Origin of the sequence: Colwellia psychrerythraea, from assembly GCF_000764225.1 — a bacterium.
GTDB lineage: Bacteria > Pseudomonadota > Gammaproteobacteria > Enterobacterales > Alteromonadaceae > Colwellia > Colwellia psychrerythraea_D.
In genome coordinates this window covers 42,615-65,880 of record NZ_JQED01000037.1, presented here as the reverse complement: position 1 = coordinate 65,880, position 23,266 = coordinate 42,615, and the positions used below count along the sequence as shown (strand labels likewise).

18 protein-coding genes and 1 pseudogene are annotated in these 23,266 nt (G+C 36.9%); 4 read left to right on the top strand and 15 right to left on the bottom strand.

The window, feature by feature from the left end; translation table 11 throughout:
• Positions 1-16: 16 nt before the first annotated feature.
• The 3 genes from ND2E_RS08205 to ND2E_RS08215 form a co-directional block, all read right to left on the bottom strand.
• Positions 17-316, bottom strand: coding sequence for a PilZ domain-containing protein (locus tag ND2E_RS08205; protein WP_033094419.1), 300 nt, complete (start codon positions 314-316; stop codon positions 17-19).
• 173 nt (positions 317-489) lie between these two features.
• Complete coding sequence (gene hrpA / locus ND2E_RS08210; RefSeq protein WP_081962056.1) at positions 490-4,620, bottom strand: ATP-dependent RNA helicase HrpA; 4,131 nt, start codon at positions 4,618-4,620, stop codon at positions 490-492.
• A gap of 343 nt (positions 4,621-4,963) precedes the next feature.
• Positions 4,964-5,398: a CBS domain-containing protein gene (locus ND2E_RS08215; RefSeq protein WP_033094418.1), complete on the bottom strand. Its 435-nt coding sequence runs from the start codon at positions 5,396-5,398 to the stop codon at positions 4,964-4,966.
• A gap of 203 nt (positions 5,399-5,601) precedes the next feature.
• Here ND2E_RS08215 and ND2E_RS08220 point away from each other — a divergent pair, with 203 nt between their 5' ends.
• Complete coding sequence (locus tag ND2E_RS08220; protein WP_033094417.1) at positions 5,602-5,907, top strand: hypothetical protein; 306 nt, start codon at positions 5,602-5,604, stop codon at positions 5,905-5,907.
• Positions 5,908-5,954: 47 nt separating this feature from the next.
• Here ND2E_RS08220 and ND2E_RS08225 read toward each other — a convergent pair whose 3' ends face one another.
• The 3 genes from ND2E_RS08225 to ND2E_RS08235 all read right to left on the bottom strand — a co-directional run bounded on the left by ND2E_RS08225 (position 5,955) and on the right by ND2E_RS08235 (position 9,717).
• Positions 5,955-6,659 carry a DUF2189 domain-containing protein gene (locus ND2E_RS08225; protein WP_033094416.1) on the bottom strand — a complete coding sequence of 235 codons (705 nt, stop codon included), beginning with the start codon at positions 6,657-6,659 and terminating at the stop codon, positions 5,955-5,957.
• 545 nt (positions 6,660-7,204) lie between these two features.
• Positions 7,205-7,390, bottom strand: a complete 186-nt coding sequence (locus ND2E_RS08230; protein WP_033094415.1) for a hypothetical protein — start codon at positions 7,388-7,390, stop codon at positions 7,205-7,207.
• Positions 7,391-7,713: 323 nt separating this feature from the next.
• Entirely contained in the window at positions 7,714-9,717 is a 2,004-nt protein-coding gene (locus tag ND2E_RS08235) for a collagenase (protein ID WP_033094414.1), read from the bottom strand.
• Between the two features lie 203 nt (positions 9,718-9,920).
• Here ND2E_RS08235 and trxC point away from each other — a divergent pair, with 203 nt between their 5' ends.
• Positions 9,921-10,355: a thioredoxin TrxC gene (trxC, locus tag ND2E_RS08240; RefSeq protein ID WP_033094413.1), complete on the top strand. Its 435-nt coding sequence runs from the start codon at positions 9,921-9,923 to the stop codon at positions 10,353-10,355.
• Between the two features lie 88 nt (positions 10,356-10,443).
• On the opposite strand, the gene ND2E_RS08245 is transcribed toward trxC, so the two are convergent.
• A complete protein-coding gene (locus ND2E_RS08245; RefSeq protein ID WP_033094412.1) occupies positions 10,444-12,372 on the bottom strand; it encodes a hypothetical protein in 1,929 nt (642 codons plus the stop codon).
• Positions 12,373-12,798: 426 nt separating this feature from the next.
• On the opposite strand from ND2E_RS08245, the gene ND2E_RS22430 reads away from it, so the two are divergent.
• Entirely contained in the window at positions 12,799-13,299 is a 501-nt protein-coding gene (locus ND2E_RS22430; RefSeq protein ID WP_052056657.1) for a hypothetical protein, read from the top strand.
• Between the two features lie 85 nt (positions 13,300-13,384).
• Here the strand turns inward: ND2E_RS22430 and ND2E_RS08250 are convergent, their stop codons facing one another.
• Positions 13,385-14,218 carry a substrate-binding periplasmic protein gene (locus ND2E_RS08250; RefSeq protein ID WP_052056655.1) on the bottom strand — a complete coding sequence of 278 codons (834 nt, stop codon included), beginning with the start codon at positions 14,216-14,218 and terminating at the stop codon, positions 13,385-13,387.
• 158 nt (positions 14,219-14,376) lie between these two features.
• On the opposite strand from ND2E_RS08250, the gene ND2E_RS23115 reads away from it, so the two are divergent.
• Positions 14,377-14,544, top strand: a complete 168-nt coding sequence (locus ND2E_RS23115; protein WP_190277837.1) for a hypothetical protein — start codon at positions 14,377-14,379, stop codon at positions 14,542-14,544.
• A gap of 12 nt (positions 14,545-14,556) precedes the next feature.
• On the opposite strand, the gene ND2E_RS08255 is transcribed toward ND2E_RS23115, so the two are convergent.
• From ND2E_RS08255 to odhB, 7 genes and pseudogenes are all read right to left on the bottom strand, one after another.
• Positions 14,557-15,468 (bottom strand): CPBP family intramembrane glutamic endopeptidase, encoded by a 912-nt coding sequence (locus ND2E_RS08255; protein ID WP_052056653.1) that lies wholly within the window; start codon positions 15,466-15,468, stop codon positions 14,557-14,559.
• A 951-nt stretch (positions 15,469-16,419) separates the two neighbouring features.
• Positions 16,420-17,292, bottom strand: coding sequence for a hypothetical protein (locus tag ND2E_RS08260; RefSeq protein ID WP_033094411.1), 873 nt, complete (start codon positions 17,290-17,292; stop codon positions 16,420-16,422).
• Positions 17,293-17,424: 132 nt separating this feature from the next.
• A pseudogene (locus ND2E_RS23340) lies at positions 17,425-17,511 on the bottom strand (succinate--CoA ligase subunit alpha); the annotation flags it as partial.
• 30 nt (positions 17,512-17,541) lie between these two features.
• Positions 17,542-19,470, bottom strand: coding sequence for a hypothetical protein (locus ND2E_RS08265; RefSeq protein ID WP_033094410.1), 1,929 nt, complete (start codon positions 19,468-19,470; stop codon positions 17,542-17,544).
• Between the two features lie 86 nt (positions 19,471-19,556).
• Positions 19,557-20,429, bottom strand: a complete 873-nt coding sequence (sucD, locus tag ND2E_RS08270; RefSeq protein ID WP_033094409.1) for a succinate--CoA ligase subunit alpha — start codon at positions 20,427-20,429, stop codon at positions 19,557-19,559.
• Positions 20,429-21,595, bottom strand: a complete 1,167-nt coding sequence (sucC, locus tag ND2E_RS08275; RefSeq protein WP_033094408.1) for an ADP-forming succinate--CoA ligase subunit beta — start codon at positions 21,593-21,595, stop codon at positions 20,429-20,431. The genes sucD and sucC overlap by 1 nt, the downstream gene beginning before the upstream one ends.
• A gap of 186 nt (positions 21,596-21,781) precedes the next feature.
• Positions 21,782-23,248 (bottom strand): 2-oxoglutarate dehydrogenase complex dihydrolipoyllysine-residue succinyltransferase, encoded by a 1,467-nt coding sequence (gene odhB, locus ND2E_RS08280; RefSeq protein ID WP_033094407.1) that lies wholly within the window; start codon positions 23,246-23,248, stop codon positions 21,782-21,784.
• Between the last annotated feature and the right edge of the window lie 18 nt (positions 23,249-23,266).

The following is a 23,266-nucleotide window of genomic DNA, read 5'->3' as shown; positions in this document are numbered from 1 at the left end:
AGCAATCACATTACTGCTAATCTATTTCTTCAATTGCGATGCCAATCAGATAAAAATTTTTACTCTCTTCTTCAATGCGTACAACACGGCCACGAATATCAAGGGCTTGTATTTGACTGCTGGCAGAATCGACTCTCACTCTGACATGGGTAGATATTGCTAAAGGGTGCTCAATTTCAAACGCCATTCCCGTCGCACTTAAGTCACGACAAGTCGCAGATAGTTGACTGTTTACTTCGTCATCTATCACAGTAACAACAACTTCACTGTTAATCATCATCCGGTAATAATCACGTTTATCATCAAAATCCTTCATGAGCTCTCCAAAATAGATATGTATCTCTATTATTTATACTGAGCAATGACTGATGTGTCAACTCACAGTAATAAAGAAGTAAAAGCTTGATCAAATTAACTTTCTGACAAATAAACTGATGATTAGCCAGATTAGTAATTCAAGGCTTAGCTCTGTAACTCAGTTAGGCTTAGTTAAGAAAAATCTTTTAAGTAATTTAGAATTCGTTTAACGGATACTGGTGTTGAGGTACCAAGATTTTGAGCAAACAATGAGATTCTGAGTTCTTCAATTAACCAACGCGTAGCAAGTAATTCATTGTCTATTGGTTTATCTTTTCGTTGTTTTTTGATAATCATCTGATACATATCATTCACTTTTGATACTTCAATAAGCTTTAATCGATCTTGATTAGGGTCACTTGGCAGCTTTTCTAAACGGCGTAACATGCCTTGTAAATACCTAATGATATCATCCAATTTACTTAAACCCGAGTCGCTAACAAAACCTTTAAAGACTAACTGCTCGCATTGCAGTTTTATATCACCATGAGATTGAATAACATTTAAAGGCACACTACCTTTCATTTTTTTAGTAATTTCATGACGTAATGTTAAAGCACGCTCAACTTTTATCGCTGCTGTGAGTACACAATCAGCTATTTCAGCCCTAACATAATCACAACATTGTGCAAATTGCTTTTCTTCTCGAGGAAGCAAACCATCATTTTGTTTTGTAGAAAATTGCTGAACCAAAAACAAACAAGCCCCTTGAATACAATCTTGTAATAACTCATTGATCGAACCAAAAGGATTGAAATATAAGCCTAATTTGGCTTTATTGGGCAGTTTTTCCTGTAAATATTTTAATGGCGTTGGAATATTTAATAAAATAAGTCGACTAAGCCCTTTCAACATAGCTTCTTGTGCATGTTGCTCTTGTTCAAAAAGCTCAATAGCGACACTTTTTTTATGATCAACAAGTGCAGGAAATGCCTTAATCGTTATATTCGCAACGCTTTTTTCATAACCTTTAGGCAGTGTACCAAAGTCCCACTGAGTTAAACCAGCTTGTTCGATTCCTTTTTCAGCAACCTGTTTAATCGATGCTTTAACCTTACCTTGTAGCTCTGCTTTAAGTTTATTTAAGTCTCTGCCCTGCTTTATCAATTTGCCCTTTTCATCGACAACTTTAAAGTTCATGGTTAAATGAATTGGTAATGCAATGTTCTGCCAAGCATCTTCAGGTAAGCGTACCCCTGTCATTCTTAATAACTGTTTTGCTAATGCACTTTGTAAAGAGCCCTGCTCAGCAGGCATTGCTGCTAAACAAGCTTGCGCATAGTTCGGTGCCGGAACAAAATTACGCCTCAATGTTTTAGGCAAAGCTTTAATCAATGCGATAGCTAACTCATCGCGTAATGCAGGAATCAACCAATCAAAACCAACGTCCTGCACCTGATTTAATAAGGCGATGGGCAAGATCACGCTAATACCATCATCAATATCACCTGGGCTAAAATGATAAGTCAACGGCAAAGTAATACCCTCTTGTTGCCAAACATCGGGGTACTCTGCTGCACTCAACTCATTCGACGATTCATTCAACAAGAAAGCTTTACTAAAATCTAATAATTGTGCATTCTCTCGCTTAGCTTTTTTCCACCAGGCAAGAAAGCTACGTTGACAACTTACGGTCTCAGGAATTTTGTTACTGTAAAAATCAACTAAGTGCTGTTCATCAATGAGAAAATCTCTACGACGAGCCTTTTGTTCAAGCTCTTCGATACTTTCTACCAATTGCTGATTTTTACTTAAGAATTTTTCTTTAATAACACAGTCACCATTGACTAATGCTTCACGAATAAAGATTTCTCTACAGGTCGCAGGCTCTATTGCCTTAAAATTGATTTTACGTTTACTAACAATGCTTAAACCATATAAAGTCACGTGTTCAAAGGCCATGACAGCGCCTTGTTTTTTCTCCCAATGCGGTTCACTGTAGTTTCGCTTAACCAAGTGCTGGGCAAGCGGTTCGAGCCATAATGGGTCAATCTTAGCGTTCATCCGCGCAAATAGCCGGCTTGTTTCAACCAATTCAGCAGACATTAACCATTTAGGTGATTTTTTAGCTAAGGCTGAGCCTGGGAAGATAAAGAATTTCATACCGCGCGCGCCTTTATATTCGCGGTTTTCATCTTGTTGACCTATATGACTAAGCAAGCCTGATAACAGTGCTTGATGTACAGGTACTAGCGCTGATTCTTGCTCCGTCTCTTTTGCTTTGTCTACGGCTTCTTGACCTTGTTGAACATTTGCCATAGAAAATTGATAATCAATCGATGTCAATGCTATGTTTTGTTCTTTTAGCGTCAACTTTAATTGACTGAAAATATCTTGCCATTCACGTAAACGAACATAAGACAGAAACTCGCGTTGACACAGCTTTCTAAATTGGTTTTGTGTTAAGTCTTTTTTCTGCTCGTTAATATACTGCCAGAGATTAAGCAGACTTATAAAGTCAGATGACTTATTTTTAAATCGACTGTGTTTCTCATCACTAAGTTGTTGTTTTTCGTGTGGCCTTTCACGTGGGTCTTGAATACTTAACGCACTCACGATAATCAAAATTTGCTCAATACAACCAAACTCAATCGCACTAATAACCATTTTGGCTAAACGTGGATCAATTGGAAATTTAGCTAATAAACGACCTGATTTTGTCAATTGAGTTGATGAACTTGTTCGTTGGCCTTTAGGGGTATTTCTGTTTGCCTTCTTAGGAGTATCTATGCTTTCAACCGCAGCAATTTCTTCTAATAAACGAACACCATCGGTGATATTTCTATTATCAGGTGCTTCAACAAAGGGGAAATTAGCAATATTACCTAAATCCAGTGCATGCATTTGCAATATGACTGTTGCTAAATTAGTACGTAATATTTCTGGGTCGGTAAATTCTGCGCGACTTTTATAATCATCTTCTGAATATAAGCGAATACAAATACCTTCAGAAACACGCCCACATCGACCAGAACGTTGATTAGCACTCGCCTGTGAAACGGGTTCAATAGGTAAACGTTGCACTTTTGTTCGGTAACTATAACGTGAAATACGTGCCGTACCTGGATCAATGACATATTTAATTCCAGGCACGGTTAAACTTGTTTCCGCAACGTTAGTGGCTAATACAATATTACGGCCACTATGAGGTTTGAATATTTGATTTTGTTCACTAACGGTTAAGCGTGCATATAAAGGTAAGATATTAGTGTGCCGTAAATTGGCCTTGTTCAACGCAGCGGCTGTATCACGTATTTCACGTTCACCATTAAGAAAAATAAGAATATCACCATTACCACAATCACTTAACTCGTCCACTGCTGACAATATACCACTGATAATATCAATCTCTTGCGATGATTGGTCATCATCATCATTCATCGTACGGTCATTTAGCGGTCGATAACGCATTTCAACAGGGAATGTTCTGCCCGAGACTTCAATAATCGGTGCAGGTACGCCGTTTCTAGTCGCAAAGTGTTTTGCAAAGCGTTGGGGGTCAATTGTCGCTGACGTAATAATTAGTTTAAGATCGGGTCGCTTTACTAAAATTTGCTTTAAATAACCTAAAATAAAGTCAATATTTAAACTACGCTCATGCGCTTCATCGATAATGATAGTATCGTACTTAAGCAGTAACCTATCTCTTTGCATTTCCGCCAGCAAAATACCATCAGTCATCAATTTGATATAACTTTGTTCACTGACTTGATCATTAAAACGTACTTTATAACCTACTTGTTCGCCTAATTTAGTACCCAACTCTTCTGCGATGCGATTAGCAACTGTTCTTGCGGCGATACGTCTTGGTTGAGTGTGACCAATAAGCCCATCAACACCTCGACCAAGTTCAAGACAAATTTTAGGAATTTGTGTGGTTTTACCTGAGCCTGTTTCTCCTGCAATAATAACCACTTGATTAGCTTCAATAGCTGCTGAAATCTGCGCAGTACTTTCTGAAATAGGTAAGCCTTCAGGGTATGTTATTTTTGGTAAGCTGCTAATTTTTTGCTGTTTATCTTGGATAGATTTGAGAATAAGTTGCTCTAATAGTTCAACCTGCTTTAATTGTTTGGCTGATAATGGCAAGGCTGCTAATTCTGAAGCTGACTTTTGCCCTGCTTCTTTCGTTATCGCTTTTTTAAGGTTCATCAACCTTTTTTTAAAGCGTGGCACATCACTCTTTTTTGCTTGCGGCAATAATTCAAAAAGTTTTTGTAAATGGGAAAATGAAGTAATAGCGGAATCAATCGAAACAGACAAAACAAACTCGGATAAAAATCAAAAAAAATATTTTAACAGTAATACGCTTTAAATGGCAGCAAGTTACACATTATATATATACCTGTTAGTATTCAAAGTGCAGTATTTTAGTGGAGATTTACATGACTTTAGCCCAGTAAATAATTCAAGCATAATTATTCTAGGATTTTAATATTTAACAAGGTATATCGTTTTGCAATACCCATGGTAGTAGCGCTCCAACCCGCTAATAAAGACATATTGATTGCTCATGACTATCTAGTCTTTCAGGTACACAAAAGGAGCATTTCTGCTCCTTTAAGAAGATAGTACAACAATTATAAAACCATTAGCGACAAGTTAGTCACACCGAAGCATGCTCCTTCTCAATAGAGCTCCTTGCTTTACCGTGTTTATAACAGGCTTGTAAAACTTCATTACGAGCGATAGTACCGAGTAAATTACCATCATCATCAATCACAGGGTACACTTTGGGCTTATTCTTTCGCATGGATTGTCCCAGCTCAATAATGCTGTCATAAGGCTTCACTGAAAGTACTTGCTTGCTCATAATATCTTTGATAATCGCAACATTTTCATTGAAATAAATAGTTTCAAGCATTTTCTCTAAAACGTCCCCTTCTGAGATAAAACCAAGTACCTTATAATTTTGGTCAACCACCGGACCGCCAATTTGCTTCGTTTTTAAGAAACGTATTGTGGCCTCTTCTACAGACATAGTCTCGGTAAAAGTTACTGGGTAGTGATTCATATATTCTTGTATTTTTAATGATTCCATTTTAACCCTTAACTAAAATTTATTTAGTTTCTCATGCTCAAAGAAAACCTAAGTGGTGCTATTAATAACTGTAGATAAGCCTTTGCCAAAAAACCAATTTTTACTCACCTTTATTACAACTTTATTACAATTTTAATAGTAGACTTAGTGGTTTTATTGAACAACAATAACTCAGGCCTCAAAATTATTACAAGGAATTCAATATGCCAAGTAATCTATATCGTTTTGTTACCGTACTTATTATCACCAACTTAATTTCAACTTCATATGCGAGTGAAGGGAAACAAGTCAAGTTAGATCGAGCATGTGAGGCCGCAAGAGAAGTTGCGCTTGAGCCCAGAAGACAGGAAATTTTCCAAGAGTGTATTCATAAGTTTAAAAAAAGTGAAACGGTTTGTAAAAATGAAGCAAAGGATTATAACGGGAACAGAATTAATGGCGCACCACTTTTTTATGAGTTACCCGCTTGTGAAAAAGCCTTTGCTTATAGAAAAAAACACGGCCAATAACAGTCAATTAAAGCATGATTTCAACTAAACAACATATCGGTTAGTACTTATGCCTGTAAATACTTATTATTTAACTGAATAAAGACCCAAATTAAACTAACAGGAAACAAGATTAAGAATAAATATTTTGCATATAATAAGGTTAATAACACTGAGCTAGCAATGATCAATGCATATAGACACATCAATCCCTTATGTGCTTTAAAAAAAGCAAAAGAAGCGACGAAGTCTCCTACTACACCACGATTGTCTAAGCGAGCAATCAGGCAAGGTAATACACCGACAACCATAGATAAAAGTGAAAATAGCCAAGCGAGAACAAAGTTAAATACATAGAATTCAAACGTCATATCTCCCCTTGCTTGTGTTTGAATATCAAAAACTTTAGCAAGAAATGAGTTTTGATCGACATATAAACTATACAGAGCAATGGCATCTGTCATCCAAATAAGAAAGCATAAAAATTGAACTACGCAAACTAAGCCAATATTGGCAAATAATGAACTAAAGTGAAAGGTATCACTTTTGCCTTCTTTGTTAATTAACAAGGGATGTAAAACAAGACTTACCAAAGGAATGAATAAAATAAAGCCTGCACAAAAAGATATATACATGGTGGTCAGATCATACTCACCGAGGTAAAATTGGATAACTTGCGAGATAAAAAATATGGCTAAACTTGCAAAAAATACTAAACCGAAACTTACCATTTTTTCATTCGATAACCGCAATACGCTCGAAGATTCTGTCACAATACCCACCAATTACTCATCAAATTAATATAATTTAATGGCTATAATAACCTAACTATTCCAATTATATATTGATGTAAAATAAGAGTATTACCAACCAAGGTAATTTTTGAACACTTAACAAAAATGACAAAACTCAGAGATATAACATTAGTCGAAGAGGTAAATTATTATCCGGGCAAAAGTAATAACGTCACCTCTCCCTGCGTAACTTATCCTTCGACATTTTTCTGAGTAGCTTTCCTTGTTAAAGATTGCTCACCAACAAGGTTACCTATCAAGGTTACCACGCCACCTTATTCACATACCCAAATAGCAAGAATGCAACATGAAACCAGTGCGCCCGACACCCACAAAAACACCACTTAGTTAAACGCTATGATGCAAAGGTAAATTATTAAAGATATATAGATGAGTAATTTATTAGTATATGGTGTTGGCGAATAATACTCATCGTTCAAAAATAAAATCCTGCTTCATCATAGTAGAAATAACTAAAAAGCAAAGTTTCTTTATAGTAAAGACCGTAATAGTTTATCCATTATTTAGTTATACCCTAGTTCATAAATAGGATTATCATCATGCTCATATAAAGCATCAGACTTTTGTTGGTTTCGCTGAGTAACCTGCTCACTATTTTTACCGCTTTCCTTTGCATCTTGTTGGTAAGCATCCAGCATTTCTGCTGACATGATCATTCGTCTATTACTCATATTACAATTATTTAACATAAGACTACCCTCAATTTATTCAACGGCTCCGCACTTTTGCATTGCTATTAGTTTTTTTTGCATTAAAGATGCCAAAGTTTAGGATAGTTTAATCGTTGATTTATCGATGCTTTTAATTATCCGAATGAGAAAAGGTCATTTCATTTTCATTTTGCAACATAAATATTGCAATTTAGGAGGTAAATTGTACTGACACTTAATCAGTATGATAATTATGTTGATGTAAGTATTGTCAGCCATTATAAAACGCCACTGAAAAGTGAGGCTTTATAATTAAGTCAACTACCATGTTAAAAATAAAATATATCTAATGCAGCAATGCCTTATCTAATGGTATTAATTTCATTAACTACCTTATGATCTACCTTTTTTAAAGCATTTTCATGCCAATACTGCCAGTGCATATGCAACTTATCTTCCGTTAGATGTGTTGGCTGCAAATAATCTTTATAGGTATAACGATAGAATTGCCGTGGTTTGTGAGGGTTACTTTCTTGATCGCTGGCAACATAGTTAGCACTATGTTCAACCAACCACTGGGTGAACTCTGCTCTATACTTATTACCTGACTCCTCTACAAGTTTTTTATAACCCTCAAAGAAGTCTGTTTTTAAGTAGTGTGCCATTTTCCTATAATCATCTTGATGATTTTCATTCATAAAACGAACAGCTAAATATCCCCAACGATAAACTCTATCTGTACCATCTTTATATTCCGTATTAAAAATATCAGCTAAGCTTGGCCAATCTTTAGGATCCATTTCGTTAACGAGTTTGAATGTTTTTGGATTATTATTTTTCTTAGCAATGTACTCAGCGAGTCCTTCAGACCACCACACCATATGACTAGGAAAGTGATTAAAGGTATCATATTTAACAAAGCGACCATCTAAATAGTGAACAAACTCATGATTTAAATTCCAAACTGCGAACTCTGGCCGTAACCAAAAATGTTCAAATGAATAAAAAGTCGCAATATTGTTAGGATCTTGTGTCGTCCCCTCAATATACATTCCACCATTATCTGTATTAATGTCAAAAGTTAGCTGTCCAAATTTATTATACTCCGCGTGGTTATCAAAAATCACAACCCGTAATTTGTCATTAAAATCATTGGCAACGGGTATATTATTGGTTGCTAATATTTCATGAAAATTATTTTCCTGTGCAATTAACTGCTGACAAGAATCACTTAGTTGTTTTACAGACATCGATTGGGCCAAAATATAGATCCGACTAGAGCACTCATAGTTAATAGGAAGTGCTTGTTCTACCGGCGGTAAAATACAACGACCAAGCAGCGTACTTTCTTCACATTCAGACTTACCTCGAAAAGTATTAACCACATAAGGCACACTAAACAGGGTTTTATTTTGCACAACTGACGCAGCTTTATTATTCTTTAGCGCCGCCCAAACACTGTTATCGAGTGCTTTCATCTCATCTTGAGCCTTAAGGGTAAACTTGTCGTCATCTAAACGGTTTTGATCCTCTACCGAACGCTCATAATATTCATTCCAATATTGTTTTTCATATAAATTATAATACTGTGCTAATGCCCAAAGAGCGTGTTGTTTCGGCCAATCGTCGCCAAGTACAGTATTATTTTTAGCTGTAATAAAGTCGATTAGTGCCTGTTGGAGTTCTCCTTTGCCTTGTACAGCATTGATAAATGTAGCTGTATTTTCTCTTCGTGCTTCGTAAGGTAGAATGGCGCCCGCACGTAATACTTCCCACAAGGCATAATCTGCCGCTTTGTCTATTTCAGTATGACCTGTAGTTTTGCCAGGTAATTCCGCCGAAGCATAAAGCCTAATTAACTGACTTAACGGCTTAACCTGCTCCTCAATATAGGGTTGTAACGGTGTTAAAAAGTATAATCGGTATAAAGCAACAGCGTAGTTTTCGTGTAACCGTGCTGTTGTAGGATTCACCTCATAAAAACCCGGCATGCTGTGTAAGTTCACTAATGCCGTATTAACAGATATGGCTGTTTGTTTGGTCCAATCTTTATCTTTACCGAAGCTACTGTAAATTCTAAGGTAAAAGCTTAGCTTCTCTAGAGCGTTATTAGTTAAGTCACCTTTTAATGCTTCCCTTGATATCTCATCAGCAACCGCTTTGAGCAACCCCCGCTGGTAATGATCAAACTTTTGGCTCCACAACTGATCTACCTCAGTTGCTAATACTTGAGCAGCTAGTGGGTTAATTCTGGAAGCTATTTTAGGCTTAGTTATATTAGCTGTATCACCCTTATCATTATAACTACACGCTGTAATACCAGAAGATATAGCGAAAGTCAGAAGCAGTATTGTTAATTTATTCATAGTGTTTTCATTATTGTTATATTGAACAAATCAATTATTGCATACAATATACCAAAAAACATTAAGTAAATGAACAAAGTGCTAATATAGCTTTTACTGTTTTAGTGACAGGCATATAACAAGATTAAGATAGTTATTAACAGTTAAAAGTGAATCAGGTAATATTAGCCAACTCTAAAATAAAAATACTTTGTTGGAATGTTATGAATATTGTTTGCACAAATTGTTTTACCACCAATCGTATTCCTAAGGACAAAGACTTTAACAAAGGTAAATGTGGTAAATGCCTACAAAGTGTCTACTCGCCAAAACCAGCAGAATTAACGAGCAAGACTTTTTACCCCTTTATAGAGCGAAATGAATTACCGGTAATTGTTGATTTTTGGGCCAGTTGGTGTGGCCCATGTCAGAGTATGGCGCCCGTCTTTAATAAAATAGCTCAATCTTCGCCTTCAATACTTTTTGCTAAAGTGAATACTGAGCAAGTTCAACAAATTTCTGCCGAGGCGAATATTCGTAGTTTACCTACGATAGTCTTTTTTAAACAAGGTAAAGAAGTTGACCGCATTTCAGGAGGGTTAAATGAGATGCAAATGAAACAGTGGATAGTTCAGTGTTTGCATAAGACTACGAACTAGCTGTTGTTCATTATAAATTCACAATAAAAAAAGCCGCAAATGCGGCTTTATTTTAAAATAGCAATAGTTATGACAATCTGATAATAAATTACTGTACTGGTATAGTAATATTACCTGTTGCCACTTCACCAGCTTTAGTTTCCAGTGAATATTCGAAACTAATACTATTAGCTTCAGAGGAGGTATTATCTGATAGATATTCCCCAGCATATAGTCGATAAACCTTCTGAGTTTCTGCTTGTGCGGAATTCAAAATCACCGAACGATTCATTGAACTATATAGTACAGATTCATTGGCCGCCAACTTAGCAACCCCAACAGCCGACATATGTATTTGTCCATCAGTCACCACATTATAGTTACTTGAACTTATTGATGAAATACCATCATTATTGACTGAAGTTTTTCTTAACGTTAATTTCTGCAATGCATTAATGTTCAGTGGAAAATAAAGATACACTGAGCCATTCCAGTTACTGGAAGAAGAACTAACACCTGCAGAATTACTTGCCGTTATTACACTGCCATTGGTGGTGTAATTTTCATTATCAAGTTTAATGTCAGCAGCTGAAAACACTTCATCAGTACTGGGGTTTATCTCAAAGGTTAATTGATCGTTATAAATATCAGCGCGTTCAAGCGTCGCTTTATTTGTCACCGACTGAATATCATAACGATATGAATCAGATACAGTCAAAGGACTTACAGGCGTTACGGTTAAACGTGTATCGTTTAAGCTTAATGCAAAAGTAACAGGGAATGATAAACCACCTGTGATGTGTGTTGTACCTGCAGCTACTTGATCACTTGAGTCCGCATTTCCCTTCAGTACGGTGAAACCTTCGCTATTTGTTAATGAAATATTTTCAAGTTCTACAGCTACAGCTTGAGAATAAAAAACACTAAAACTAGAGTCTAGCGGATTAACTTCTGTAGCTGCAAGCACCACTTCAAGTGGTGTTTCACTTTCAATAATCACCTGTGGTGCAAGCGCTAAATCAATCACAGCCGTATTCGGAATGGCGAAACAACAATTATTTGAACTGCCATTTTTTATAATGTTTAAATTACCATCAGCTAACTTGCTTATAGTGAAAGAGCTACTTTGATATTTAATTTCATTACTTGTGAATGCGGGTAGTTGGAGGCTTACCCTATCTTTTAACTGTGTAGTAATCACATATTGGCTAGTTGATTCGTCATAAGTACTTTCAACTACACTATCTTCTATATAAAACGTAGCATCAAGCAACGGCTCTGCTGTTTCATCTACCAAAGAAAGCCTAATTTCAAGATCTGAAGCCACTGGAACTTCATTCACATGTATTCTTGAAAACTCTTTAGTATTTGCAGAGCCAATATATAAATTTCGGCCATGTAAAAAGTTACTCAGCTCAGGTACATAATCAGCTGCGCCATCTTTATCGAAATCTAAGTTAGCACTAATACTAGTATTAATAAATTTTGGCAAGGTAATGGTATATACACCAGTTTCAACATCAAATGAAGAAACGTGTTGATATTTATATGCTGATGAATTGGCGCCTGAGTGAGAATAAGCAATAAATTCTAATGTCGATAAAGCATTGCCTGTTTCATTATTAATAACCGAAATCTCAACATCGACTGGCTCTGAAACAGCAAAAGAACCAACATCTTCTATACCATCTTTACTTCCCTGTGCAGTTTGGGTAAAAAATGTTCTAGGTAGAAATTTGTTATCTGGACTTGAGATGATGATATCTATATCTGAAGAACGAGGTAAGCCAGTTAACTCAAAGTCTCCATCAGTTACTTCAAAATTAGATACGACCTCTGTAGAGCCAACTTTTACCGTAATTAAGGCATTTCCAATGGGTTTTAAATCGAGTGCATCAACAACAACCCCTTTGATGCTAACTGAATTTTCCGCTTGATCTAATAACGCTTTAACATCCGAACTGTTATCTTCAACTTCAAAACAGCCATTTAAAAGCACTACAGTGAGCAATGTAGTGACGTGTTTTATATATTTCAACTTTACTTCCTTATTGTGTTAAGCAAAGAAAGTAAAAATCGTAATGTTTTTATGCATTCCTTTGCATGGTAGTACCAATCAATATTGATACCTGAAATCGGATGGGATTCTATCGATAACAAGTTATTAACACAAGCAGAACGTGCCATAACTTTATGATTTTTTTATAAGTATTGCCATTTAGTTACCTCAAAGAGGCAATAACCTGCCACTTATCGGAAAATAGACGTCATTTAGGCTAAAATCTATCGCCAGTAGTCATTTTCAACAAGTGAAAATTCTAACCAGTATACGTGTAAGTACCGGTTTATGCGGAGGTTATTCATGACTCAAAAATCAACTAATAAAACAAAAAGTGGCACATACTGTGCTTTATGATCAACATAAAAATGAGTTCTCTACCTACCAAGCTAGGAAAACCTTACTATGATGATCAACAACCATTACATTCAACAAGTATCGCAAACAAAGTCTGGTAATGCCTTAGCGCTAAATAGTGATAATAGCTCCTTGCCCGTTCGCCCCATACCCGGTGAAAAAGATACCCTAACATTATCTGATAAAGCCTTAGCTATGATGAAAGGTCATGAGGTAATTGAAATAGCGCCCAGTTATGTAAGGCCCGAAACCGCAAGATCACTGTTAACTCAAAGCAGAGCGACTGATACCGTCAGTAATAGTGGTACCAAAGAAAATACTGCTATTGATAACCGCTTTGGTGAAATGATGCAAAGTATATTGAATCAACGGTTAGGCATTGATAACGAAAAACTTGAAGAAATAGAAGCCGAGATGGAAGAAATTGCTAACAATGAAAACATGAGCCCAGAAGAAAAACAAAAGGCCTTGGAAGAATTAGCACAACAGCGAGATAAATTTATTGAAGAAAGCATAGAGAAAGCAAAAGTGGTTCAACAAACAAAGTAAGGCACTTATAATCTAATTATATTTCAGAAAATAACAGATAAAGTATCTATCTGACTCTTTGCAAAGCGTTAACACCATTGATTAATTAAATAATTGGTTTACTGTTTAGATTAATTACGCTCTTTTCAGCTTGTATAATAAGCGTGGCTAACTCACCATTGCTTTTCATCCGCAGGATTTCCTTATCAACAAGCTGAACCAAACCTTTGTTACTTTTGTGAATGTAATGATATAAAGATAACCGTTTTAGTGGCTTTTTCATGCTCACAACATTGTTTAACCCTAGCCTATCAACGGCTAGATTTCCATCTGAAGTATTTGTTAGCACTACGTCAACTTTTCCACTGAGCAATAATTTAAACATTTCTTCAGTTGAACTCATTTCATAAATGTTCGTAAGCCCTTTAGTTATATTATTAGTATGTTTCACTCCACGGATTTTAGTTAACCGATATTTAGCCAAGTCCTTCTTGTTTAAAATCGAAATATCAGCTTTTCTCAAAACAAATGGCATCGTCTCTAAATAATAGTACGGTGTAGGCACTCTAATTGTATTAGCATTTTCATTACCGTAAGTCCAAATACGCATGATCTCGCCATCTTTAATACCAGAATTGGCTACATGCTGGGCCCGCTTACCTGGTAGCGGACTAATGGTAATATCGATACCAATATTTTTGTAGATTTGTGTCAGTACAATGTGTCCTACTTGCTGCTCGATTAATAGTTCTATAGAAGCGAAGTTGTAGTGATTAGCTAAAGGGTCTGGCAGGTTATCTTCAGATTTAATTGCTGCTTGTATGTCTGATATAGTTTGGGGCTGTATACTCGAATGAACAACATGCTCTATTGATGTGCCAAACGATATATTGTTATAACTGCCGAGAAGCAAAAAACAAATGCATAACAATAATCTCACTTAGTCTCCAACATATTTAAATCATCTTAAATTAATATAATAATATGAATTTTTCTTTTCATTATCTCAACAACCATTTTTACAAGGTCAGAGGTGGGAATAATAACTGAGTCAGCATGGTCTAGTAAATAAGACCTTAGTATAAATAGGGAATTAAAATGAAAACTAAAGCATTTAAACTATTACCCTGTATCTTTTGTACCATTGGCTACAACTGTTACATAGCAGGTCATAATGTTACCGCTAAAGGTTATCAATCACTGGTAAAACTGCAAAAGAAAAAACCAATAACTAAAGAAGCTAACACCTCAAGCAGTAAACCTTAGTTACAGCCTTAATTAAGCCTTAAGTAAAGGATAAGTAAATAAAGCTAAGTGAACCATATTAAAACAAAAATGCAGTAAAATCGCATACCAAATTTTACCCGTATTTAAATAAACCACACCATACAAGAACCCAGCCAACGTAGCTACGAGCATATAATTAAAGCCACCTGAAAAATGCGCAATACCAAATAATAAGCTTGTCAGTATAAGCCCTGCTAAAGGATTTATTCGGCTGGTTATTTTTTGCTGAATGAATCCTCTAAAAAACACTTCTTCAATAATGCACGTTAATAACAAATTATTTAACGCGAACAACCACCACCAGCGTGGCAATTGGGGATCATATTTAATTAATGATAATAAAATGGCAAGGCTAAAAGTTAAAATAACAATAAACACAACTAAAGCACTTAACCGAAAGCTATTGTGCGCTTTAAAAAGAATGAGCGGTTTTTGACTTATTAAGAGTGCTGGATACAGAATCAAAAGAACAAATAAAATCATCGGTTTATCAAAGTTTAGGTACAGTGTGAATGACATACTGTTAATGCTTTTTTCCACATTACTTAACACCTGTAAATTATTAAAACCTGGTAATAAGTGCGCAGCTAAGGCAATACAGCTCATAATAACTAAACCCGTAATGACCGTTATAATTATCCGATTCCATAGCTTATTTGATGGATTGCTTGAGGGATTATTTGAGGGAATGTTAGATAACTTATTCGCATAATAAGACATGGCCAATAAAAGCGTAATAACACCAAGACCAACCCAATCTATCGCGTTATAAAGCATTCCACTAACTAAAGTACAGACTAAGCCAAATGGCCATAATTTAGGTTTTACAAAAGCAGTAATCAAGGTAATGGCTAAGAATACCCAAGGGATTATCGATGGGAAAAGGTCTTGTGTGGGCAACATAGGATAGCTAATTAGGATAATTTTAGGTCAAGTTAACATAATGTTAGATGAGGTTAAAATTTTAAACCATAGACAAACTAATTTGGGGCACCTTAACTGCTAGGCCTCAACTTTAAAGTCCTCAGTGATTGGAGGTTTTCCCTTCTGGCATCGCGGTGGCGACAACAGCCAATACAGAAAAGGAAACCGCCTCCACTTTTACCTTTAGCCTTGGAACCCAGCGGAGTCCCTACTCAGTGATAAACATAAATAGCCATTTTGAATTTACAGCCAATACCTGCTAACGATCACTTTAGTGTTTTAATGAAGGATTAAAGTTGGATTTTCTGCTTGGCGTCGTGGTGACGACTACACCCAAGAAGAGAGGGAAACTGCCTCCACTCTCAGCCTTCCCTTGGAACGCCACGGAGGCCTTACTCAGCTAGAGCTGAAATAGTCCTTTTTGCAGTTATCGATAACTGACGAATGCTCATCTCTGCGCAACGTCAGCTCCAGCCATCCATGGCTGTCATCGATCAACTGCTTTACAAAATTACTATTTCAACGCTGAGATGGGAATTGGAGTGTTTGGGACTATTTTCTCAACTAGCAACCCTCATCCTCGTGGCGTCCTAGTCGAGGATCCAGATCTAAGTGAAATAGATTCCCGACAAGACAACTCGGGAATGACGGGTTCCAAGAGCGGAGCTGTAATAACACAATCTCCCCACCTATCAACACGCACCAAGTCTGCTTGAATCAAGTGCCGTAATGAAAGGCAATATTCACGTATGTTCATCAGGGATGATGAACAAAGCGATGTAGGGCATGGATGCCCGTTCAGCGCTGGTACGTCGATAATATTGCTTTGAGTGAAGGATTACACTTGATTAGCAGCGTCGGGGGATTCCAAAGGGGGTTCGGCGTTAAGCCCCCTTTGGGTGTCATCGCCACAGCGACAATACCTTAATGTCATAACCTAGCAGGCTGAACTGCTTCAATTAATGCTTTTACCTCAGAGTTAGGTAATGCTCCTTTTTTAGCTTTATTCGCCAAATAAGAAGGGAATTTAACTCTTAGATAAGATCCATCCATCCATTTCCGAAACTCCCCTAAGGCCTCTACTGGGTAAATCCAAGCTTCTGGATTTTTTTGGGGGAAATCATCAGGAAATAAATGTCGATGCTTAATTCGCTCACCAAATGTTTTATTGTATTCTTTATCACTCCAATCTCGTCCCCAATGTTGTCCAACACTGATATCTGGCATTGTTTTATTATCAAAAGGCATTCCTTTTCTGATACTTGTAACTAGAAGACTAGCCATTTCTTCAAATACACTAAAAAAACCTGACGGAACTTCATTAAGTGTCATCCTTTCGTGGAAGATCCTCCAAGAGTCTGGAACTAAAGTTGAAGGGTCATACCCTGTTTTTTCATATATAAACGTTCTTAAACTCAACCGAGCTAAGCTTCTAAAATTATTTCTTGCTATTTCTGATGGTGTTTTTGATTCAAACGCATAGTATTCAAGAATTGCCATACAATTAATGTCATTAATAGCATGGTAGTTAACTCCATTTACTTTTATAGGGATATAGAGGCCAATTGAACTCCCTTCTTGTGCTTCTATTAGCTCCGTTATTTTTTTCCCTCTGCTGCGGTGCTTTAGTTCATCCCAATCTTTAATTAGTGTAATGATATTACTAGGTGCTATACCACATAAAGTCGCTAACCCTCTCGCTCCCAGATATGGTGTACCATCACTCATGACTCCCATTTCTACACCATCAGGTGTCTTATGAGTAACCGATGACAATTGAATTTCCATTTGCTGACTTGACATATAATCTCACTAATTAATGAACATGATATTGATATGCGGTCTTTTTAATCAATATCAAGAGGTTAAGCCCATAAAAAAACCCGCTAGATAGCGGGTTTTTATTAAGATTAACAGTTTGCAATCAAAAGCTGATTACCAACCTGTTTTCTCTTTAAGTGCATTAACGATTTCAGCTAAAGAACGAACAGTTTTAACACCAGCCGCTTCTAATGCTGCAAAGTTTTAATCATCTGCTCCATAAGCTACTATCTAGAAAGAAAATAAATATATTTCATAAGAATTGGCCAAAACAAAAGACTTAGCGCCTTTTTCATCGACATAGCTTGCCCATGTTGACTCTGATTGAATAGGTAAGTCATTAATAACAAGAATGACTTGCTGACTTACTTTATCGATAATAGACAACGATCTAGATTCCTGATCCAACTTTACTTCAGTTACACATTCATTATCCCAAGCTAAACACTCGTTTCGCGCAAATGTTTCGGCACTTATTGTTGAAGAAACTATGTTAAGACTTTTATCAAAAACAACTTGGCTACTCTCCTGTTGAATCTTTAATTCACCTCTTTCAGTAAATTGAACATTCGTTTGATATTTTAGAGAGTTATCATTACCAAAGGGAAGAATTTTGGAGATATAAACTGGCATAATGTTGAAATCATTAATCTTAGCTGCGACTAAAACTCTCGCTCCAAGACTATTACTTTGAGACGTAAAATTGAAATAACCTGTATCAGTTGGTGTTAAAAAGTGCTCATATATTAACTCATCACTGCCATCATTATCCAAATCCGCAACACCGATAACTCGATCATCTTGAGATATCTTAATGCCAAGATTCATGGAGAATGTTAATGCATGCGTTGAAATTTGTTCATTAGTTAAATCAAAATTAATTGCTACGGCAGAACTATACTTGCTGTAAGCATTGACATCAGAGCCTTCCACATAACCTATTAAGCTGACAATACTTTTTGTGTCATTGTAAATTAATGTAGGGTTCTCTCCATACGATAGGGTACCGATAAAAACATCATTTAAAATTACATTTTCAGAACTTTTTGAAATTAACTCATTCGTAACTAAATTGCGTTCTCCGCCATTAACTTCATACCATTTTATATATTGTAGAGGGAACGAACTATCATTTGGAAAACTGATAAAACTAGAGCAAAGGTCTGAATTACGATCAAAAATAAAGTCCGAATATGAAACAATATCCGTTGAAATATTTAATGTTGAAGAACTAATTTTACCATTTGCATTAACTTCTTTTATACCATCACCATCAACATCGCACACTCGATTTAAATGAGTACTAGCCGTTTGCAACTGATGAACTAAGTTATCTCCTTGATAAAATTTAAAATCAATGGGATCAACATCTCTTGTTGTGCGTTCTGCAATCAATACTTCATTATCTTTTTCACCTACAATATCTACCAACGCTATCATGCGCTCATCAATACTTCCCGAATACACAATATCTGGCGTGTGTAATCGGTAATAACCTCGCTCACTATCTTTTATCAATAAGTCTAAACCTTGACCGTTATCAAAGTCACCCCAATCGATAATATGCTGATTTTTTGATAAATTTGGAGAAATTTTTTCTAGAACGAGATCTAACTCTTCCGTTAGTCTGACAATCGAATATTGATCAACTTCGCGGTTAACTAACGCATACTCTGCTTTTTCAGAGGTGCGAATAGTCTTAAAAAAACCTTCATGGCTCAGTAAACCAAAGTCTTTTTGTTGGAAAAATGAAATGGGATGTTGTAGAAATGTTTTTTTAGACTCCACATTAACATTGGAAGTTAATGTTTTCATTACACCTGTTCGAGTAACCAAGACAGAATAATTAATAGTGTAATTCTGCCCGAAATCAACAACCGTACCAGACCAGTTCAAACATCCTTTGCTATTTATAGACATCCCTGCTGGGCCAAATAAAAGTTCATAGTCTGTCTTTTCTAAGGAACTATTAACCTCAACACACTGGTCAAATGATGTACCTTGTTGCCAATCGACTTCACTTAGACTGGCAGTGAAGTTAACGTTTGTAGGCGGATTAGGTGCTGGTTCCGTAATGACTTGGGTTTCTTCGCTTGAACCTCCCCCACAAGCACTAAGCAATAAAAACATTAAATATGAGCTAAAAAGTCTTCCCTTCATTTTACTTCCAAAAATTAAACGTATAAAAAATAAAACCCGCAAGATAGCGGGTTTTTTATTAAGATTTACAAGCTGTCAGCGCTAGCCTACCAACCTGTTTTCTCTTTAAGTGCATTACCGATTTCAGCTAAAGAACGAACAGTTTTAACACCAGCCGCTTCTAATGCTGCAAATTTCTCATCAGCAGTACCTTTACCACCAGCGATAATCGCGCCAGCGTGACCCATACGCTTACCTTCTGGTGCAGTAACACCAGCAATGTAAGAAACAACAGGCTTAGTAACGTTAGCTTTGATGTATTCCGCAGCTTCTTCTTCAGCAGTACCACCAATTTCACCAATCATTACGATTGCTTCAGTTTGTGGATCGTTTTGGAACATTTCTAAAACGTCGATGAAGTTAGTTCCTGGAATCGGGTCACCACCAATACCTACACAAGTAGATTGGCCAAAACCAGCATCAGTAGTTTGTTTAACGGCTTCGTACGTTAATGTACCAGAACGTGAAACAATACCAACTTTACCTGGTAAATGGATGTGACCTGGCATGATACCAATTTTAGTTTCGCCCGGAGTGATAACACCTGGACAGTTAGGACCAATCATGCGAACGCCAGTTTGCTCAAGCTTAACTTTAACGTCAACCATATCTAAAGTTGGGATACCTTCAGTGATAGTTACGATAAGTTCGATGCCAGCATCGATAGCTTCTAAAATAGCATCTTTACAAAATGGTGCTGGAACGTAGATAACAGTCGCTGTAGCGCCAGTTGCTTCAACTGCGTCACGTACTGTGTTAAATACTGGTAAACCAAGGTGCGTTTGACCGCCTTTACCTGGGCTTACGCCACCAACCATTTGTGTACCGTATTCAATAGCTTGCTCTGAGTGGAAAGTACCTTGACCACCAGTGAAACCTTGACAAATTACTTTAGTATCTTTGTTAATTAATACAGACATTATTTGCCCTCCGCAGCGGCAACAACTTTAAGTGCTGCGTCAGTTAATGATTCAGCAGCAATGATGTTAACATCAGAGGTTGCTAATACTTCACGGCCTGCTTCAGCGTTAGTACCTTCTAAACGTACAACAACTGGAACTTTAACGCCTACTTCTTTAACAGCAGCGATAATACCTTCAGCGATCATGTCACAACGAACGATACCACCAAAGATGTTAACTAATACTGCGCTAACATTGTCATCAGATAAGATGATTTTGAATGCTTCAGCAACACGTTCTTTTGTAGCACCACCACCAACATCTAGGAAGTTAGCTGGCTTGCCGCCGTGTAAATTAACGATATCCATAGTACCCATTGCAAGGCCAGCACCGTTAACCATACAACCAACATTACCGTCTAATGCTACGTAGTTAAGTTCCCACTGCGCTGCATGAGCTTCACGTTCATCTTCTTGAGATGGATCGTGGAAAGTACGGATTTTAGGCTGACGGTATAAAGCGTTACCATCGATACCAATTTTTCCGTCTAAACAGTGAAGATTACCTTCATCTGTAATAACTAACGGGTTGATTTCTAATAATGCGAAATCAAAATCAGTAAACATTTGTGCAAGACCCATGAAGATCTTAACAAATTGCTTCATTTGTGTTGGGTTTAAACCTAACTTGAAGCCTAATTCACGTGCTTGATAAGCTTGCGCGCCAACTAATGGATCAATTTCAGCTTTGTGAATTAATTCAGGAGTTTCTTCAGCAATCTTTTCAATGTCAACGCCGCCTTCAGTAGACGCCATGAATACTACTTTACGTGTACCACGGTCAACTACTGCACCTAGGTATAATTCGTTAGCAATATCTGTACAGCTTTCTACTAAAATTTTAGCAACTGGCTGACCATTTTCATCTGTTTGATAAGTAACTAAGTTCTTACCTAACCAATGTTGAGCGAAATCTTTGATTTCTTCTTTTGATTTAACTAGCTTAACACCGCCAGCTTTACCACGTCCGCCTGCGTGTACTTGAGTTTTAACAACCCACATATCGCCGCCGATTTTGTCAGCTGCTTCGGCAGCTTCTTGAGGTGTATCGCAAGCGAAACCTTCAGAAACTGGTAAACCGTATTCAGCGAATAATTGTTTCGCTTGGTATTCATGCAAATTCATGGTGTTTTATCCATTTATCTGTAAATGAAGACTGATTATTACCCTTATCTCTTATTATAAAAGCTAAAAGTAAGTCACAGCCTGTGAAAGTTTTTCGATTATAGTACAAAAGCTCTAGTGACGGTAGCCAAAAGAGCTAATACTATAGTCTACTAACTATATTTTTTTGTACGGGTAGATATACACTTATACGTCAAGTAAAAGACGTGTTGGATCTTCTAACAATTCTTTAATTGTTACTAAGAAGCCAACTGATTCTTTACCATCAATTAGGCGATGATCATAAGATAATGCTAAATACATCATAGGTAAAATTTCAACTTTACCGTCAACGGCCATTGGGCGGTCTTGTATTTTATGCATACCTAAAATAGCTGCTTGAGGTAAGTTAAGAATTGGCGTTGATAATAACGACCCAAATACACCACCGTTAGTGATAGTAAAGTTACCACCAGTCATATCAGCCATCGAAAGTTTACCGTCACGACCTTTAATCGCTAGGTCACGGATACCATTTTCAATGCCAGCCATACTTAGTTGATCAGAATCTCGTAATACTGGAGTAACTAAACCACGAGGCGTAGATACAGCAATAGAGATGTCAAAGAAGTTATGATAAACAATGTCATCACCATCAATAGAGGCGTTTACTGCTGGGTAGCGTTTTAATGCTTCAGTTACTGCTTTTACGTAAAAAGACATAAAACCAAGACGTGTGTCATGTGTTTTTTCAAATAAGTCTTTATATTGCTTACGCAATTCCATAATTGGTTTCATGTTAACTTCATTAAAGGTAGTTAACATGGCAGTAGAGTTTTTCGCTTCTAATAAACGTGTTGCAATGGTTTTACGTAAACGCGTCATAGGTACACGTTTTTGTGAACGCTCACCTAAATCTTCCACTGGTGCTGCTACCGGTGCTGCAGCTTTTGGAGCGGCAACAGGTTTGTTAGCTGCGGCTTCCACGTCTTCTTTTGAAATACGTCCGCCTTTACCAGTACCAACAACGTTAGCAGCTGTTAAGCCTTTTTCAGTCATTAAACGACGTACTGATGGGCTTGCAAGTTCATCTGAACTAACAGCATCTTCAATAGGAGCTGCAGTAGCTGATACTGTTGCACCAGCATTAAGTTCACCTATTTTTTGAGCGCCTAATACAGTGTCGCCTTCAACATGGATGATTTTACCGATTACACCATTATCTTGAGCAACAACTTCTAGCACGACTTTATCTGTTTCGATATCAACTAAGTTTTGATCAACAGATACCGAATCACCTTCAGCTACATGCCATGAAGCAACGGTTGCATCAGCAACTGATTCAGGTAAAACAGGTACTACGATATCAATAACTTTCGCCGCAGCTGTTGATGTTGAAGCACTTGCCGCTGCAACAGGTGCAGGAGCAGCTTCATCACCCGCAGAAAACGCGCCAATAACTTGATCGCCTAATACGGTAGCACCTTCAGCTTGGCTGATTTCAGTCATCACACCATCAGAAGTTGCAGGAACTTCTAATACTACTTTATCTGTTTCAATGTCTACAAGGACTTGGTCACGAGTAAATTTTTCACCAACTTGTACATGCCAAGTTGCTACTGTTGCATCAGCAACTGATTCAGGTAATACCGGAACTTTGATTTCGGTTGTCATTTTTTTAATCCTTTCAAA

Bases quoted from the DNA above. Each gene is read 5' to 3' on its own strand.
- sucC (WP_033094408.1), bottom strand. From the start codon at position 21,595: ATGAATTTGCATGAATACCAAGCGAAACAATTATTCGCTGAATACGGT.
- ND2E_RS08205 (WP_033094419.1), bottom strand. From the start codon at position 316: ATGAAGGATTTTGATGATAAACGTGATTATTACCGGATGATGATTAAC.
- ND2E_RS08265 (WP_033094410.1), bottom strand. From the start codon at position 19,470: ATGAAGGGAAGACTTTTTAGCTCATATTTAATGTTTTTATTGCTTAGT.
- ND2E_RS08215 (WP_033094418.1), bottom strand. From the start codon at position 5,398: ATGGAATCATTAAAAATACAAGAATATATGAATCACTACCCAGTAACT.
- ND2E_RS08220 (WP_033094417.1), top strand. From the start codon at position 5,602: ATGCCAAGTAATCTATATCGTTTTGTTACCGTACTTATTATCACCAAC.
- ND2E_RS08255 (WP_052056653.1), bottom strand. From the start codon at position 15,468: ATGTTGCCCACACAAGACCTTTTCCCATCGATAATCCCTTGGGTATTC.
- sucD (WP_033094409.1), bottom strand. From the start codon at position 20,429: ATGTCTGTATTAATTAACAAAGATACTAAAGTAATTTGTCAAGGTTTC.
- odhB (WP_033094407.1), bottom strand. From the start codon at position 23,248: ATGACAACCGAAATCAAAGTTCCGGTATTACCTGAATCAGTTGCTGAT.
- ND2E_RS23115 (WP_190277837.1), top strand. From the start codon at position 14,377: ATGAAAACTAAAGCATTTAAACTATTACCCTGTATCTTTTGTACCATT.
- ND2E_RS08260 (WP_033094411.1), bottom strand. From the start codon at position 17,292: ATGTCAAGTCAGCAAATGGAAATTCAATTGTCATCGGTTACTCATAAG.
- ND2E_RS08230 (WP_033094415.1), bottom strand. From the start codon at position 7,390: ATGTTAAATAATTGTAATATGAGTAATAGACGAATGATCATGTCAGCA.
- ND2E_RS08235 (WP_033094414.1), bottom strand. From the start codon at position 9,717: ATGAATAAATTAACAATACTGCTTCTGACTTTCGCTATATCTTCTGGT.
- trxC (WP_033094413.1), top strand. From the start codon at position 9,921: ATGAATATTGTTTGCACAAATTGTTTTACCACCAATCGTATTCCTAAG.
- ND2E_RS22430 (WP_052056657.1), top strand. From the start codon at position 12,799: ATGATGATCAACAACCATTACATTCAACAAGTATCGCAAACAAAGTCT.